This window comes from Enterococcus sp. BWR-S5 (assembly GCF_016745255.1).
In the GTDB taxonomy this organism is placed as follows: domain Bacteria; phylum Bacillota; class Bacilli; order Lactobacillales; family Enterococcaceae; genus Enterococcus_L.
Window position 1 is genome coordinate 131,526 of the sequence record NZ_JADOEQ010000013.1, and the last position, 14,461, is coordinate 145,986.

Below are 14,461 nucleotides of genomic sequence, written 5' to 3' on the forward strand. Positions count from 1 at the left end.
AAACTGCACAAATGTGCAGTTTGCTCGTGTCTGTATTTTTTGTCTAGTTGTCTGATTTTTCATCAACCCATGAATCACTGTTTTAAAAATATCCTAATGCCTTTCCTAAAAACTTAGCCTTGAAACGTCAAATCCTTATCTAAGCGCAATACCTCAAGAATCGTTTCCTGATCTGTCACTAAGGAATGAATGTATCCCTTTCTTATCATCGCCAAGATGGCCCTTGCCTTCACTTTCCCTCTTGCAACACCTATTGCATGAGGAATTTGAGATAGCTCCTTCAGTCCCAAGCCAATCGTTCTGCTATCAAGTGCCCCTGTTAACATTTTTCCATCTTGATCGATAAACCGGCAGCAGCAATCTCCCACAGCTTCTCGCAACCGAAGCTCTTCATAGTCCTCTTCTGTCAGCAAGTCTCTCCACTGGCTCGTTTTAAAGCTCAGTACCCCACCAATTCCAACAATTGCCATATCCAACCTCTGCCAGTGCTCCTTTAACTCTTCAAAATACTTAGAGTCAAAAATGCCATCTTTCAGCTGTTTGGTCTCTTGAATAACTGTTGCATTCACAAAGATACTTTGTCCATTCAATTTTCGAGCTAGCTCATAGACAAGTGTGTTCACATGGTATTGCGAATTAACATGACTTGGACCGCCAACGATAGGAACAATCATTGTATTGCTAACTCGTTTATTTTCAATCCTATTGATTGCTTTCCCCAATGTCGCACCCCAAGATACACCAATTGTCATGTTGGGCTCTATATTCCGTTTGATAAAATACGCCGCAGCCAACGACAACTGCTCATCCTTTTCAGCTTCTGTTTCATCTTGACAGACAGAAACAAGCTCCACTTGCTTCAAGCCGTATTTCTGCTTTACATGCTGCTCCAGAGAAAGAATACTCGAATCGATTCCTTCAATCTGAATCTGTACAAGCCCTTCCTTTAGAGCCTGTTTCAGCATTCGACTAATTGTTGTTCGATAAATATTCAGCTCTTCAGCAATTTCGTTCTGTGTTTTTTCTTCTATATAGTAGAGATACGCAGCCTTGGCAATCAGCTTTTTCTTCTCTTCCCTCATTTCAAGTCACCACCTGTCCTTTGTTCGCCTATACTATACCACAAAACAAGCGCAGGTTTTAATCAAATTTCGTTGGTTGTAAATGTCTCAGAAAGTAGATAGATAAGCCGGTTACTTCATCTGTTTCTTCTTGCTGCTCATTTGTCTATGGAAATCAGTTTTCTACAAACAATCCACGATCTGCCCAACTGGTTATCATCAACCAAAGAACCGCCACGAAGAGCACGATATATAGAGCAAGACCGATTGGGTTTCTTGGATTAAAGGCCCAACCGACACCAAGTGTCTTGGGGACCACAATAGGGGAATGCCAACCACTGTTTAATGAATCCTTTGGAATAATGATGAAGTATCGCACAACCGTCAGGATATATAATACCGCAATCAAAATAACAGGCAACCAATTTGCAGTGAAATTGATTTTGTCGATAATTCCCAGCAAGAACAGCAAGGCAATGATTCCGATTAATAATCCATCCAAGACCTTTCTCTTTTTTATCCGTCGCAGCAGCTCGGCATCCTCATTCATTTTTTTCATCAGATGTTCATCTCCTTTAAGTAATGCATCTAAAGAGATATCATAGTAATCACTCAGTTGGATGATGGTGGGAATATCAGGGTAGTTTCGTCCTACCTCCCAATTCGAAATCGTTTGTCTGGAAACATGAATCTGATCGGCTACCTCCTGTTGTGTCAAACTCAATTGTTCCCTTCGATTTTTCAATTGCTTTCCAAGTGACATTGTTATGATCTCCTCTCATTTCAAACTTAAATAAATAACAGCTGATTATCAAGCTAAGCTTACTTGCAACGCTCAAAATATGCAAGCTCGAATCTCAAGCATCCCTTTACATCAAGGTTTTGATGAAAAAAAGACCACTGGCATTTACCAATGGTCTCTCAAAAAATATGCTTTTTCATCATTCCAACAGCTTACTCAATAAATCGAAACACGCTTAAACTGCCATGCTGCACCTGCCAGAAAAACAACACTTAATCCAATAGACAGAAAAAGAGGTAGCTGGCTAGCGGTCATTGCTGAACTATTTTTTAGCCCTTCCGCACTCACTTCAATTAGCTTCATAGGGTTTGCCTTGGCTAAAGCCGGAGCAATGTTGATGATAAATAATAGAATCAGCAGAACAAAGCCAAGCAGTAAACCACCTTGCGCTTTCGGTAACAACACTTGACCCAAATTCGCAACCGCGATAAACAGTACACCGAACAAGCCGATTTGGAATACATGGAAAATTAGTGAAGAGAAGTTCTGAGCCTCACCCGGGAACAGCAACAAATTATACAGATAGGTGATTCCAAAGGAAAGAAGCAAACCACCAAACCACAAAAGAATCTGATAGATAACCTTAGCAAACATTGCGGTATTTCTATTCACCCCTTTTGTCACTAAAAGAACCAGTGTACCATTTGTCACTTCTCTTCCCAATGTATTTCCGAATGTAATCAAAAAGATAATCAGCGTAATCTGGCTATGATTGCTGAAGAATTGCAGCCAGCTGTCATACACACTGGGATCAGGCAGCAATATCTCGATGCCATCACTACCTCCCAAGGTTTTAATAATTTCAGGAAGCAGCTTTGCTGTAACGGAACTGGCTAACCCGAAAAGAACAAAAATGCTGAGTACGATAAAAAAACGATAGGTTCTAAACGATTCAACAGCTTCCTTTTTTAATAAGACAAAGTAGTTCATGCACCTGTCACCTCCATAAAAATCGATTCCAAGGTTGGCTCTAATCGCGTAAAGGTCTTTGGAACAATCCCACGATTATTCAAAAAGGCCATTACTTTCAAGCCTGTTTGCTGGCCATCCGATGTATAGAGAGTAAGCGCGCCCTGCTCTTCTTGAATGTTAGAATCCTGACCAAAGGCTTGGAGAAACGCAGCTTTTTCCTCGTTACTTTCAAAGCTCAATTTGAAACCATCCATCGGATAAGAACGCTTAATCTCCTCCAGACTTCCCGCACATTGAATCTCGCCATTATGAAGGATTGCTACCTGATCGCTGATTTTCTCGACATCCTCCAAAATATGACTGGAAAATAGAATGGTCGTCTCATGCTTCAAGGATTGCATAAGCTCCAATACCTCTTTTCTTCCAATAGGGTCCAAGGCCGAGGTGGGTTCATCGCAGATAATCAGTTTAGGCCGATTCAGCAGTGCCTGAGCTAAACCAAGACGCTGCTTCATGCCCCGTGAAAATTTCCCGATTCGTCGTTTTCCGCTTTTTAAATTTACCAGCTCCAGCAATTCATCTACTCGTTTGTTCAGCTCCTGCTTATCAATCCCTGTAAGCTGTCCAACTAGAAATAGATATTCTCTGGCAGAGTAGTAAGAATAGAAAGAAGGAACATCCGGCAAATAGCCAATATTTTTATTTGTTGATTGATTATTGTAGACGACCTTTTTCTCATCAACGATAACCTCGCCTGATGTTGCTTGCAGCAAGCCCAGAATAATATTCATGGTCGTTGTCTTACCTGCACCATTCTCACCAACAAAACCGTAGATAGAATGTTCCGGCACTTGAATGCTGACTGATTTCAGTATTTCGTCCTTGCCAAAGCTCTTTTTGATATTTTTGACTTCCAAAATATTCATACATCTTCCTCTTTTCCAACTAAGAAATAACCAATTGGTCCAATAATTTGAAGCAGCAATACTATTACTACCCAAAGAAATACATTCCCAAAGCGAAAGCTTCTATGCTTCAACACGTGAACCAATGCAATAATTGAAAGGCTGAAGGAAACAAGCAGATACGGAGCCAGATATGGCAAATAAGGAATAAGTTCATCCATTGATAACACCTTCTTTTTATATTATTTGTATTATCAATGATAATACAAATAATATAAAAGCGCAACAAAAAAATGACAAGCAGAACCCGTATGTTTCTATCTGTCATTTCTTGGCTCTGTAATATTTTGTGTTGGTGGAAATTTCTAAAAGAAAGCCCATCAGCACTTTTTTGAGTGTTCAAACACAAACAAGGAACAACAAACTGATAAAATGAAATCGTCTAAAACCACAAATCATCAGAAAGGTTGTTCCTCTATGGAGAAGAATACCAGAATTTTAAAGTCAAGCTATGAGCCTGTACTTTCTGATAGTGACGGAACGGTGGACGCAAATACGACAGAGGAAATTAATAGTTTCCTAGATACACTCTTCAAGCTATATCCTACTGCAACAGAAAAAGAGCTATCTTACCTAACTAATTGAAAGATGATACAATTTAATCAAAGAGTTGGTAAGGAGGGATGAATATGCATTTAATTGATTTTATGAATGAAGATATTAAAAAGAAGCTTGTTAAAAAAACGTATAAAAAGAAAGAGACTATTCTTTTTGCTGAGCAAGAAAATGAATATGTAATTCTTATGATTGACGGTATTGCAGAAGCATTCATCTTAAATGTGAAAGGAAACATCTCAACTATTCATCTTTATAGAAGTGGTAGTTTTTTTGGAGAAATGGAGCAATTTAATGATGGGAAAAAACCCGTTGAAATTGTCGCTTTCACAGATTGTAATGTATATAAACTTCATAGAGATGATTTTTTAAACTGGTTAAAGGGTGATTTTGAAGCTACAAAATTTCTGATTCGAGAAATATCTAATAAATTAGTTGTAAATGCTGAATTAATTGAAGAATTATCATCTTTAAGTGTTAAAGAACGACTTCTGAGGTGTATATCCTTACACTATCATAGAAGTGAACTAAATCTGCTTACTAAAAAACAGCTTGCCAGCGAAGTAAACGCTCCAATTAGAAGCATTAATCGTGCTATAAATGAATGTGCACAAGAACATCTAATTGCTTATGAAAACAAAAGATTTAGTGTAATTAATCAGCGAGAGGTATTAAAGAATCTTCCTACAACATAAGTATAATTTCAAATAAACCCAAAGTAAAAAAACATTGAATAGTAAATATTCAGTGTTTTTTCATTTTGGGTCAAACGACCTAGATTAGTTGTTTTAGCCATTCTATAATTATTTTAAAAGTAACAGTATGGAGGATAACTATGAGTGATATTTTAAGTAGAATTTCAAATAAAATTGGGGATAAGAATATAGTTGATAAGTTATCGGCTCTATCAAAATCAGATTTGAACTCACTTCTATTAGAAGTGTTTGATAGACAAACAAATACTTTAACTGCAACTGATATTCTAAAGTCATACCAACTAAATAGATTTACTATCCCTAGCAGTATAGATCCAGAAGAAATTCATATTTTGGAATCAAAATTATTGAGAAAAGCATTCAATATGGATATCAAGACGATTATGCTTTCTCCCTCTGCTCCATTAGGTAGCTGTAGCGTTTTTGGCTCCGTAGATCAATATAACGTAGTAAGTGCTCTACGAGGGACAGAAACACTTGCAGACCCCTCAAATATGTTGGCAATAATTATTGCTGATAAATTAAAAAGAAAAGAAGAAAATAATACCATACCTATCCACATGGCTACTACTGCTAGGGCAATAAGAGCACAAAATTTTGTAGGTAAAGGTTTATATTCACATTTTGGCTTATATTGTATGGTTTCATCTGGTATAGATACAGGGTCTTACACTTGTGAAAAAATGTTGTTAGAAAAGCACTTAAACTATTATAAAGATATATTAAGTGAAATAGAAAATGCTCGTTTCTCTATTGTTCTACGCAAAAGAAACGGATACAAAGATAATAACGGATTTTTCGACAGAATGGTTGAAACTATCAAACTTATTTTTCCAAATATAGAGTTATCAATTCATAATGATGATGTTGATAATAATTACTATAAAGGTATCAATTTCAAATTATCGGTCAAACAAGGAAATGAAACCGTTGAAATGGTTGACGGTGGATTTGTTGACTGGACTTATCAAATGCTTGGAAATAAAAAAGAACGCTGTTTGATAAGCGGTATTGGCTTAGAAAGATTTCTTGTAGCTGTTTCATAAAAGGAGAAGAAAAATGGAACTGATAGAGTGGAATTATGCTTATATTACCGATTTAGTTGAGTTTGCAAATGATAAAGAAATTGCAAAGAATCTTCGTGACAACTTTCCTCACCCTTATACGGAGCAAAACGCTAGAGATTTTATTAGTTTTTGTTTGGCAACTCCAGATGTTAAACAACTTAGCTATGCTATTTTTTATCAAGAAAGGGCTATTGGAAGTATCAGCCTAACATTTGAAGAAGATGCCTCTATTAGTAAAAATGCTGAATTAGGTTACTGGCTTGCTAGAAACTATTGGGGCAAAGGGATAACAACAAATGCAGTAAAAGAAATATGCAAAATTGCCTTTGAAAAATACAACCTTAACGAAATTCATGCTACTGTATATTCCTACAATAGAGGGTCAAGTAAAGTATTGGAAAACTGTGGTTTTAAGATTGAAGAAAACTGTCACAATTCCATAATAAAGAATAGAAACATGATTGATTGCCATATATATAGTTTAATTCGACCGCAATAGCATTTATTAGAATTAACCTACTTTTTAATAACAGAATAAGTTTTCCCCTTCTATTAATTTCTTATGCATCCTTGTATTTTTATGAAAAGCTAGCCAATGCATATTTCCATACATCAATAGGGTGGTGACTTACAACCGATATAAATTAAATACGTTTTAAAGAATACACATTTTTGCCCTATAGGCAGAGTGTGTATTTTTCTCTTTTTTTGAAATTTATCGAAGATTTAACGCCCTCCCACCATGATAGGAGTAAGCAAGGTTATTTAACTCCTTGTGATGGAAAGGGGATGAAAACTTATGGTTGATGAAAAGACAATCAAATTTAATATAATTTTTTTCTATAAAAAACAGATACCGATGATTTTTCGCTTACTCACTAAAGTTATCCGGCTATTCTGCAATTTTAACCTCGAAAATACTGCCTTCTTTTCGATACCCCTTTCCTGCATAAAAATCATCAACATCAGACATCACGTACACAATTTGCTCTGAAAAGCTGTTACATACATGCTCCATTAGCTGCTGTGCAATTTTTCTACCACGATATGGTTGATCCACCAGTAAGTCATAGATGTAAACACCAAATATACCATCTACCCGGCAACGGCAAAAACCAACTAACTGATTTTCTTCAAAGGCAATAAAGGTCTCTGAATCTCTAACGGCTTCTGAATAAGCATCTCTTGTAGCTTCAGAAGTATAGTCACTCCATTCGTCACCTTCGCGCTGAATCAGCTCCAGCAACTGTCCCCAGTCTGTTTCTCGGTATTTTTTTATACTAAGCATCCTGTTCTCTCCTTTAGTTCAGTTTCTTTTTTAATATTTCAGTCGGTAACCCGTCCATCACGCCTAAAAAGTTTGTCTTGAATCCATTGGCTTCAAGCAAACGCTTCGAAGCATAATTTTCCGGATCAATGATCCCATAGAGTAAACCGAAATCAGATACAGCTGCCAGCTCTAACAGTTTTTTCATCACAGCTTTTCCATAGCCTTGATGCCAGTATTCAGGCGAAAACATATAGCCAATCTCGGCTTCTCCTGCTTCTCTAGGTGTCAGATGTGCGGAGCCGACAACTGCTTTCGATTCGCTGTCCAATACTTTATAGGAGCCAAAGCTTGTTTGCTCGTTTCGTGCTAACAGCTTTTGATAGTTTTCCATTGCTTCAGTTCTCGGAATTGCCCGCTCTGTAATTTGAGCCATCACCCGTTCATCCGAAACTAACCGATAGTAGTCTTCAAAATCCTCTGAGACCAATTTTTGAAATAGAACTGTTTTCATTTTTTCCTCCTTATAGTCTAAATCCTTGCAACAAGCACCTTTTACTTACAATCTCCCGCCAGTCTGTTATAATAAACATTTGTACAGGAGGTAGTTATGGAGAAGCATCTATATCTCATCATCAACAAAGAAGCCGGAAGTGGCAACGGCAAAAAGGTTGCTGATAAATTAAAGAAACAACTGCAATTATTGTCAGTTAAACATACCATTTTTTACACAGAATACGCCGGGCATGAACAATTGATTGTTCAACAGCTTGCTGCCGAAACGCTGATTCCTTGGCAGAAAACAGAAGAGCATGGGGTTTTTCCATTGCTGGTTGTCATGGGTGGCGATGGTACTTTACATAGTGCTGTAAATGCACTCTATGAAATTAATCCAATGATTCCTGTGGGTTACCTTCCTTGCGGCTCAGGAAACGACTTTGCTCGCGGAACCGGTATTGAGCGTCAGCTTGAAAAAGGACTCTCACAAATACTGAGAGCAGAAGAACCTCAAGCTATTCAAGTAATTCACTATGAAGATGCTGTGCAACAGGAAAAGGGCTTTGCCGTAAACAATGTGGGGATTGGTTTGGACGCGGCCATTGTCCAAGCAGCCAATACATCAAAGGCCAAGCAGGCACTGAATAAATTCAATATGGGGTCTTTATCTTATCTCTTCTCCATTTTGAAAGTTTTATTTACCCAAAAAGGGTTTCCTGTCTTGATAGATATCAATGGGAAAACAATCGATTCCAGCCGTGCCTTTCTTTGCACCGTGACTAACCATCCCTATTTTGGTGGTGGTGTTGCTATTGCTCCCGTTGCGGACCCAAGAAAACCAGTTTTGGATTTGGTTTTAGTTGAGCGCATCAACATTTTTAAAATTTTCTGGTTAATATTCTTACTTTCTCGAAAAAAGCATATGGAATCCAAAAACTTCCATCACTACCAGACAAGCAAGCTGCGCATTGTCTCTACTGTTCCTGAGTATGTTCATGCAGATGGAGAAATTCTTGGCAAACAGAATCTGGACGTCACCTTTACAATCCACGAGGGGCTGTTTTGGTTCACAGACAACTAAATACGTCTATTTTAGAAAAGACCATTGGAAGTTTTTCTTTCATCCAATGGTCTTTTCTTTTTGCGCTATTTTCAGTGACACCTCAACCTAAAAGACCGAATATAATTGTCAGTCCAAAAAATCCATTGGCGTGACTGTCTCCATACCAATCATCGGATCAATTGACTGGTCATTTACCTTCTGCTCTGTAAGCAGCCAGTCCAGCTCTGTTTCAATCTTCTCTTCTACAGACATTTTTCCTTCATCAAACAAAGAAATTTCCTGCGTTGCCGGCTGTTTCCGTTCTCTTTTTTGTGCCGGTACAGCTTGATATATAGCTGATTCTTCTTCAATCACTGGAGCAGCTTTAGCTGCTGGCTTCGTTTCAATCGTACTAACAGTTGGCGAATCGCCCACGTCAGAAAACGGTGAGTCACTTGCCAAGCCTTCTTCATAAGCCTCCAGCTGTGCTTTAATTTTCAGTGACATATTGCCCGCTTCAACGATTCGTTCCTTCAGCACTGTTTTTCTGCTGGCAGATTCTCTTCCTACACACTCCTGGAAAGCATTGACTTCTCCTAACAGAATCAAAATCTCCTTGCTTCTCGTCACAGCAGTGTATAGAAGGTTACGCTGCAGCATGCGATGATACTGTCTAACCATTGGTAAAATAACCATTTTAAATTCACTACCCTGTGATTTATGGATCGAACAGCAGTAAGAAAGAGTAATTTTATTCCATTCATTTCGCTTATAGCTAACCTCTGTATTATCAAACTGAAGAACCAGCTCATCCACTTTATCATCAGATTCCTTCGCCGGAATAATCCCAACAATTTCACCCATATCGCCATTAAACACATTTAGTTCAGGTGTATTTACCAGCTGCAGCACCTTATCACCAATACGATAAACGGTGTCGTTCCAAGAAACTTCCTTCTTCGTTCCATCATTCGGATTAAAAATTTCCTGCATCATTTTGTTTAGCGCGTCAATCCCTGCAGCGCCGCGATACATTGGTGCTAACAACTGAATATCCTGTGCCGTAAAGCCTTTCAGCTTCGCCTTGGTCACGATTTGACGGACATAGGTCTCGATATGGTATGCGTCACTAGGAAAGAATGACCGATCCTTCTGATTTTGAGTAAAATTGGCTGGAAGATGTCCTTGTCTGATTTCATGAGCCAGCGGAATAATACTCGAACCGTCCCCCTGACGATAAATCTCAGTCAATTCGACACTGGGAATCTCTTCAATCCCTAATAAATCGTGTAAAACCTGACCTGGTCCAACCGACGGCAGCTGATCTCTATCTCCAACCAAAATGACCTGCATATTGGTGGGGATTGCTTTAAACAGCGTATTAGCCAGCCATGTATCAACCATTGACATTTCATCAACAATCAACAGACCACCTTCAAGCTCCTTCGCGCTCATACTCGGATTCTTTTCTCTTCCGGTCAGCCCAAGCAGTCGGTGAATGGTGCTGGCATTTAAACCAGTCGTTTCATTCATCCGTTTTGCTGCTCTCCCTGTTGGTGCCGCCAGATGAATAGGGAACATGTCCTGTGTGTAATCCTTTATATCAAGAGACAATCCGTTCAGCTCTGCAAAGAGATTGACGATTCCGTTAATAACCGTGGTTTTCCCTGTTCCCGGTCCGCCAGTCAAAATGAACAACGGTGATTTAATCGCTTCCTCAATAGCTGATTGTTGAGATTCACCATAGACAATCCCTAGCTGCTTTTCAATGATTCGAATGGTCTTTTTGACCTCTTCAGAATCATAAGAAATTTCTTTCTTTCTCGCTAACAACCGTTGAATGGATGTACCTATACCCCATTCTGAAAAATAGAGACTGTTTTCAAACAGCTTCGTTTCCTCTTGCTGAATCTTGCCTTCTTCTACCAGTCGAATGATTTGATTGGCAACCTGATCTGGTCCTATTTCAACGGGTCTGCTTGCTTCAAGCAGTTGGATGACTTCATTCAGCAATACCTCAGCTTCTACATAGGTATTGCCGGAGCGTGCAGAGTGTTGAAATATTTCATGGGCAATCGCTGCTCGTACACGTTGGTCCGAATCAGCTTGAATACCGATTTGCTCCGCTAAGCCATCCGCGCGCTTAAACCCAATTCCCTCAATATCCTCAACCAGTTGATACGGATTTTCCTGAACGATTGACAGAGCCTCTTCCTTGTAGGTCTGATAAATATTGAATGCCAGCTGACTACCAAAGCCATAACGGCTTAAGCCGACAATGACCTGCTCCATGCCATGATTCATTCGAATTGTATCTAAAATCAACGCTTGCTTTTTTGCATTCAGCTGAGGAATTTGCTCCAGCAGTTGAGGCTCTTCGATGATTCGATCAATTGCTTCTTCACCTAAAACCTCGACTATCTTCTCTGCTGTTTTTTTCCCAATCCCCGGAAACTTATCGCTTGATAAATAGGCAACTACGCCATTGGCAGAGGTGGGCCGCTCCTGTCTATAGCTATCCACTTGAAACTGCTTTCCATAACGAGGATGGTCGACAAACTCACCAAAAAAACGATATGGCTCCTCCTCCTGAATATCTCCGAAGCTTCCCGTAACGACGATTTCCTTTTCCAAATAATCCGTATTTGTATCTGTCACAGTAACTAAAAGCACCTTGTAGAAATTGCTGGGATTTTGAAAGAAAATAGCCTCCAATTTACCTGCAATGTACTTTTGTTCTTCTACCTGCGCGTCTAACATCGTATTCGTCACCTCCCAACATTGCTGTCTATTGTTTATTGCAGAAACGAATCATCATTCCACAAAAGCATTTCAAAGGGAAAATCGTACGGTGGATTTTCTGTTTTCAAAATTGTCAAACTGTTGTTATTCAGTCCACCCATTTCTCTTAATTCATTCAGATTTTTGCCAGACATATGTTGAATACTCGCTGTCAAGGATGCTCCGTGGCCAACGAATAGATACGGCCCCTCACCGTCACTAATCGCCTCTTTCACAACGCCTGAAACGCGAGCGATAGCAGACTCAATTCGCTCACCGTCAAAGGCTTGAGGATCGTAGTGTGCCAGGTTATTTCGCATGTGTCCCAGCTCCTCTGAGTACTTTTCACGCATCTCTTTAATCAACTGACCTTCCAATTGACCTAAGCCGAGCTCTTTCAGGTCATCTGTATAAATAATATCCACTGGCTGATTTAACTGACTGTTGAGTCCTTCCGCAGTTTTCCTTGCCCGCAGTGATGTGCTTGAGTATATTTTTTTAAAAGGAACCTCTTTAATATGATTCCCTAATTTTTTGATTTCTTCGTAGCTTGATGGAAGCAGTGGCGAATCTCCTGTCATCCCCTGAAAACGCAGTTCCTTGTTCCATTCCGTTTTTCCATGTCTCGTGAAATATAAATCCATTTTCCTTAATCCTCCACTATCGTTGTTTCCATATTCAATACTATCCAGTTTATCATTTTCACTGAAAAATATCCATGCAGGTTCATAGGAATACTGATTTTTTACAGCCATTTACTGCCCTCGTGAATACAGCTCTATTTCCTTTAGGAGATATTCATTTTCAATCAAATTCGGTATACTGATTTTGGAGGTGTTTTTATGATTGAATTGAAGCAACTGGATATAGCAACAAACGAAAAGAAACTTATTTCATTTTTGGAGACTCATCAACTGGAAATTACTGCCATTCCACCGCAAAAGCCCACAGAGTTTTCCCTTGCCGCTTACGATGATGGTACTTATATTGGTGGTGTCACTGCAAGCAATTGGATGAACACGACACATGTTTCTCTCTTAGCAATTGATAAAAACTATCGAAAACATGGACTTGGTTCGAAGCTATTGCTGCTGGCAGAACAATTTGCTCATGAGCAGCAGGCAGAAATCATTACAATCAGCACACAAGACTATCAGGCAAAAGAATTCTACGAAAAACATGGCTACACAGTGTTTGGTCAACTGGCTGATTCGCCCTTCAAAGGAACAACGAAATACTATCTTGAAAAGCGAATATAAAAGAATAACTAAAAACCTGACGGAGCAACTAAACACTCCGTCAGGTTTCTACATTTCTGAATCATAAAAAATTTCTTCTCATTCATTTATGCTTATTTAGTATAAGTAGCTAATATCACTGGCAACTGTCGGATACAGCATGATTTGCTCTTGGATTCGTTCTGCCGGTATTTTTTCGTTAAGCATCAGCGTGAATAAGTTAATCAATTGATCCGCTTCGTTACTTAAAACAGTAGCGCCGACAAGTACACCGGTTTGCTTCTCTATGATAACCTTGGCCTTTGCTATTGACTCATTTCTTTGCCTATAAGTGAACCAGCTTGTCATATCCAGTTCTTTTATTTCATAGGCAGACTCTTCCTGCTTCGTTATAGAAACCTTTCCAACCTGAGCCAGCTTAGGAGAAGCAAACAGGATTGTTGGTATATTCGGGTATACAATTTTTTCATTCACTGCTTTGCCAATTAATCTTGCAAGATAGCTTCCCTCAAAGCTTGAGACAGGCGTCAGCTTCGGCTGTTTCTTTTCAAGACAGTCACCTAAACTGTATATATTTTCCACGCTGGTTCGCAAGTATTCATCCACCTTAATCCCTTTTTTGGAATAATCAACACCGATTTTTTCCAACCCAAGACCCTCAACATTTGGAATTCGTCCTGTCGCACAAATAACCTTATCAACTAATAAAGCTTCTCCTGATGCAAGCTTTGCTAAAAACTGGTCTTCACTCTTTTCAATTTCAGAAACTGACTCATTAAAATGAATAGCCACTCCCTTTTGTTTCATCTCCTGAATAACTCCCTCAACTAATTCAGAGTCAAAGCCCTTCAACGGTCGATCATTGTGGTGAATAATATGAACCTCACTGCCGCAGCTTTGTGCAATATTCGCTAATTCAAAAGTAATATAGCCGCCGCCAATAAAAATCATAGACTTAGGCAAATGAGGCAGAGAAAGAAAATCTGTACTGGTTCTCATATACTCCTTACCCGGAATGTCTAATAAGGCAGAGCGCTGACCTGTAGCAAGAATAAATGAATCAGCGGTATATTTTTCACCGGCTACAGCTATTGTATGCGCATCCTCAAAAACAGCCTTCCCTGTAATTGTCGTTATCCCATAATTTTTCAAGCCTGACTCCTGCTCATGAGGAACTGCCGAAGTAAACTCTTCTTTAAAAGCCATCAGTGCTTCCCAATTAATCGTCGGTTCCTGTTGATACCCACGACCAATCAGCTGAGTCATATTTTGTCGTACCTCTACAGCATGGTAAAGGATCTTTTTAGGGTCACAGCCTCGATTCGGACACGTACCGCCCCACTTATCTGATTCGATTACACCAACTTTTTTACCTGCCGATTTAAGGTCATAAGCAGCAGCCATCCCTCCAGGCCCACTACCTATAATAATCACATCAAACGAATCACTCATTTCCCAATTCCTCCTCTACGCTTCTTTCTATCTATTATATCGAAGGCAAAAGATAGTTACGAATAAAAGGACTGCCTATTGCTTCGTCTATAGAAATCAGACACT

At 39.1% G+C, this 14,461-nt stretch carries 15 protein-coding genes and 1 pseudogene; 6 read left to right on the forward strand and 10 right to left on the reverse strand.

Annotated elements, in window-relative coordinates; translation table 11 throughout:
- Positions 1-113 precede the first annotated feature (113 nt).
- The 5 genes from IW510_RS14990 to IW510_RS15010 all read right to left on the reverse strand — a co-directional run bounded on the left by IW510_RS14990 (position 114) and on the right by IW510_RS15010 (position 3,901).
- Entirely contained in the window at positions 114-1,082 is a 969-nt protein-coding gene (locus IW510_RS14990) for a sugar-binding transcriptional regulator (RefSeq protein ID WP_202061016.1), read from the reverse strand.
- 154 nt (positions 1,083-1,236) lie between these two features.
- Positions 1,237-1,824, reverse strand: coding sequence for a helix-turn-helix domain-containing protein (locus tag IW510_RS14995; protein WP_202061017.1), 588 nt, complete (start codon positions 1,822-1,824; stop codon positions 1,237-1,239).
- A gap of 195 nt (positions 1,825-2,019) precedes the next feature.
- The gene (locus tag IW510_RS15000; protein ID WP_202061018.1) at positions 2,020-2,793 is read right to left on the reverse strand and encodes a hypothetical protein; all 774 of its coding nucleotides are present in this window, start codon (positions 2,791-2,793) and stop codon (positions 2,020-2,022) included.
- On the reverse strand, positions 2,790-3,701 hold the full coding sequence (locus IW510_RS15005; protein ID WP_202061019.1) for an ABC transporter ATP-binding protein: 912 nt from the start codon (positions 3,699-3,701) through the stop codon (positions 2,790-2,792). Before IW510_RS15005 ends, IW510_RS15000 begins: the two co-directional genes overlap by 4 nt.
- Positions 3,698-3,901: a PLDc N-terminal domain-containing protein gene (locus IW510_RS15010; RefSeq protein ID WP_202061020.1), complete on the reverse strand. Its 204-nt coding sequence runs from the start codon at positions 3,899-3,901 to the stop codon at positions 3,698-3,700. Before IW510_RS15010 ends, IW510_RS15005 begins: the two co-directional genes overlap by 4 nt.
- A 256-nt stretch (positions 3,902-4,157) precedes the next feature.
- Here IW510_RS15010 and IW510_RS15015 point away from each other — a divergent pair.
- The 4 genes and pseudogenes from IW510_RS15015 to IW510_RS15030 form a co-directional block, all read left to right on the forward strand.
- Positions 4,158-4,322 (forward strand): annotated as a pseudogene (locus IW510_RS15015) (conjugal transfer protein); the annotation flags it as partial.
- 47 nt (positions 4,323-4,369) lie between these two features.
- A complete protein-coding gene (locus IW510_RS15020; RefSeq protein ID WP_202061023.1) occupies positions 4,370-4,990 on the forward strand; it encodes a Crp/Fnr family transcriptional regulator in 621 nt (206 codons plus the stop codon).
- A gap of 140 nt (positions 4,991-5,130) precedes the next feature.
- Complete coding sequence (locus IW510_RS15025) at positions 5,131-6,057, forward strand: hypothetical protein (RefSeq protein WP_202061025.1); 927 nt, start codon at positions 5,131-5,133, stop codon at positions 6,055-6,057.
- Between the two features lie 13 nt (positions 6,058-6,070).
- A complete protein-coding gene (locus IW510_RS15030; protein ID WP_202061027.1) occupies positions 6,071-6,577 on the forward strand; it encodes a GNAT family N-acetyltransferase in 507 nt (168 codons plus the stop codon).
- A 393-nt stretch (positions 6,578-6,970) separates the two neighbouring features.
- Here the strand turns inward: IW510_RS15030 and IW510_RS15035 are convergent, their stop codons facing one another.
- Both IW510_RS15035 and IW510_RS15040 read right to left on the reverse strand, forming a co-directional pair.
- Positions 6,971-7,366, reverse strand: coding sequence for a GNAT family N-acetyltransferase (locus IW510_RS15035; RefSeq protein WP_202061029.1), 396 nt, complete (start codon positions 7,364-7,366; stop codon positions 6,971-6,973).
- 13 nt (positions 7,367-7,379) lie between these two features.
- Positions 7,380-7,859: a GNAT family N-acetyltransferase gene (locus IW510_RS15040; protein WP_202061031.1), complete on the reverse strand. Its 480-nt coding sequence runs from the start codon at positions 7,857-7,859 to the stop codon at positions 7,380-7,382.
- A gap of 96 nt (positions 7,860-7,955) precedes the next feature.
- Here IW510_RS15040 and IW510_RS15045 point away from each other — a divergent pair, with 96 nt between their 5' ends.
- Entirely contained in the window at positions 7,956-8,924 is a 969-nt protein-coding gene (locus IW510_RS15045; protein ID WP_202061033.1) for a diacylglycerol/lipid kinase family protein, read from the forward strand.
- A gap of 108 nt (positions 8,925-9,032) precedes the next feature.
- On the opposite strand, the gene recD2 is transcribed toward IW510_RS15045, so the two are convergent.
- Both recD2 and IW510_RS15055 read right to left on the reverse strand, forming a co-directional pair.
- Entirely contained in the window at positions 9,033-11,645 is a 2,613-nt protein-coding gene (gene recD2 / locus IW510_RS15050; RefSeq protein ID WP_202061035.1) for an SF1B family DNA helicase RecD2, read from the reverse strand.
- A 35-nt stretch (positions 11,646-11,680) separates the two neighbouring features.
- Positions 11,681-12,310, reverse strand: coding sequence for a histidine phosphatase family protein (locus IW510_RS15055; RefSeq protein WP_202061059.1), 630 nt, complete (start codon positions 12,308-12,310; stop codon positions 11,681-11,683).
- A gap of 198 nt (positions 12,311-12,508) precedes the next feature.
- Here IW510_RS15055 and IW510_RS15060 point away from each other — a divergent pair, with 198 nt between their 5' ends.
- Complete coding sequence (locus IW510_RS15060; protein ID WP_202061036.1) at positions 12,509-12,925, forward strand: GNAT family N-acetyltransferase; 417 nt, start codon at positions 12,509-12,511, stop codon at positions 12,923-12,925.
- A 96-nt stretch (positions 12,926-13,021) separates the two neighbouring features.
- Here IW510_RS15060 and IW510_RS15065 read toward each other — a convergent pair whose 3' ends face one another.
- Positions 13,022-14,356: a dihydrolipoyl dehydrogenase family protein gene (locus IW510_RS15065; RefSeq protein ID WP_202061037.1), complete on the reverse strand. Its 1,335-nt coding sequence runs from the start codon at positions 14,354-14,356 to the stop codon at positions 13,022-13,024.
- Positions 14,357-14,461: the final 105 nt, after the last annotated feature.

Excerpts from the sequence above, each read along its gene's own strand:
- IW510_RS14995 (WP_202061017.1), bottom strand. The coding sequence starts at position 1,824 with ATGTCACTTGGAAAGCAATTGAAAAATCGAAGGGAACAATTGAGTTTG.
- IW510_RS15000 (WP_202061018.1), bottom strand. The coding sequence starts at position 2,793 with ATGAACTACTTTGTCTTATTAAAAAAGGAAGCTGTTGAATCGTTTAGA.
- IW510_RS15055 (WP_202061059.1), bottom strand. The coding sequence starts at position 12,310 with ATGGATTTATATTTCACGAGACATGGAAAAACGGAATGGAACAAGGAA.
- IW510_RS15025 (WP_202061025.1), top strand. The coding sequence starts at position 5,131 with ATGAGTGATATTTTAAGTAGAATTTCAAATAAAATTGGGGATAAGAAT.
- IW510_RS15060 (WP_202061036.1), top strand. The coding sequence starts at position 12,509 with ATGATTGAATTGAAGCAACTGGATATAGCAACAAACGAAAAGAAACTT.
- IW510_RS15030 (WP_202061027.1), top strand. The coding sequence starts at position 6,071 with ATGGAACTGATAGAGTGGAATTATGCTTATATTACCGATTTAGTTGAG.
- IW510_RS15010 (WP_202061020.1), bottom strand. The coding sequence starts at position 3,901 with ATGGATGAACTTATTCCTTATTTGCCATATCTGGCTCCGTATCTGCTT.
- IW510_RS15035 (WP_202061029.1), bottom strand. The coding sequence starts at position 7,366 with ATGCTTAGTATAAAAAAATACCGAGAAACAGACTGGGGACAGTTGCTG.
- IW510_RS15040 (WP_202061031.1), bottom strand. The coding sequence starts at position 7,859 with ATGAAAACAGTTCTATTTCAAAAATTGGTCTCAGAGGATTTTGAAGAC.
- IW510_RS15005 (WP_202061019.1), bottom strand. The coding sequence starts at position 3,701 with ATGAATATTTTGGAAGTCAAAAATATCAAAAAGAGCTTTGGCAAGGAC.
- IW510_RS15065 (WP_202061037.1), bottom strand. The coding sequence starts at position 14,356 with ATGAGTGATTCGTTTGATGTGATTATTATAGGTAGTGGGCCTGGAGGG.
- IW510_RS15020 (WP_202061023.1), top strand. The coding sequence starts at position 4,370 with ATGCATTTAATTGATTTTATGAATGAAGATATTAAAAAGAAGCTTGTT.
- IW510_RS14990 (WP_202061016.1), bottom strand. The coding sequence starts at position 1,082 with ATGAGGGAAGAGAAGAAAAAGCTGATTGCCAAGGCTGCGTATCTCTAC.
- IW510_RS15045 (WP_202061033.1), top strand. The coding sequence starts at position 7,956 with ATGGAGAAGCATCTATATCTCATCATCAACAAAGAAGCCGGAAGTGGC.
- recD2 (WP_202061035.1), bottom strand. The coding sequence starts at position 11,645 with ATGTTAGACGCGCAGGTAGAAGAACAAAAGTACATTGCAGGTAAATTG.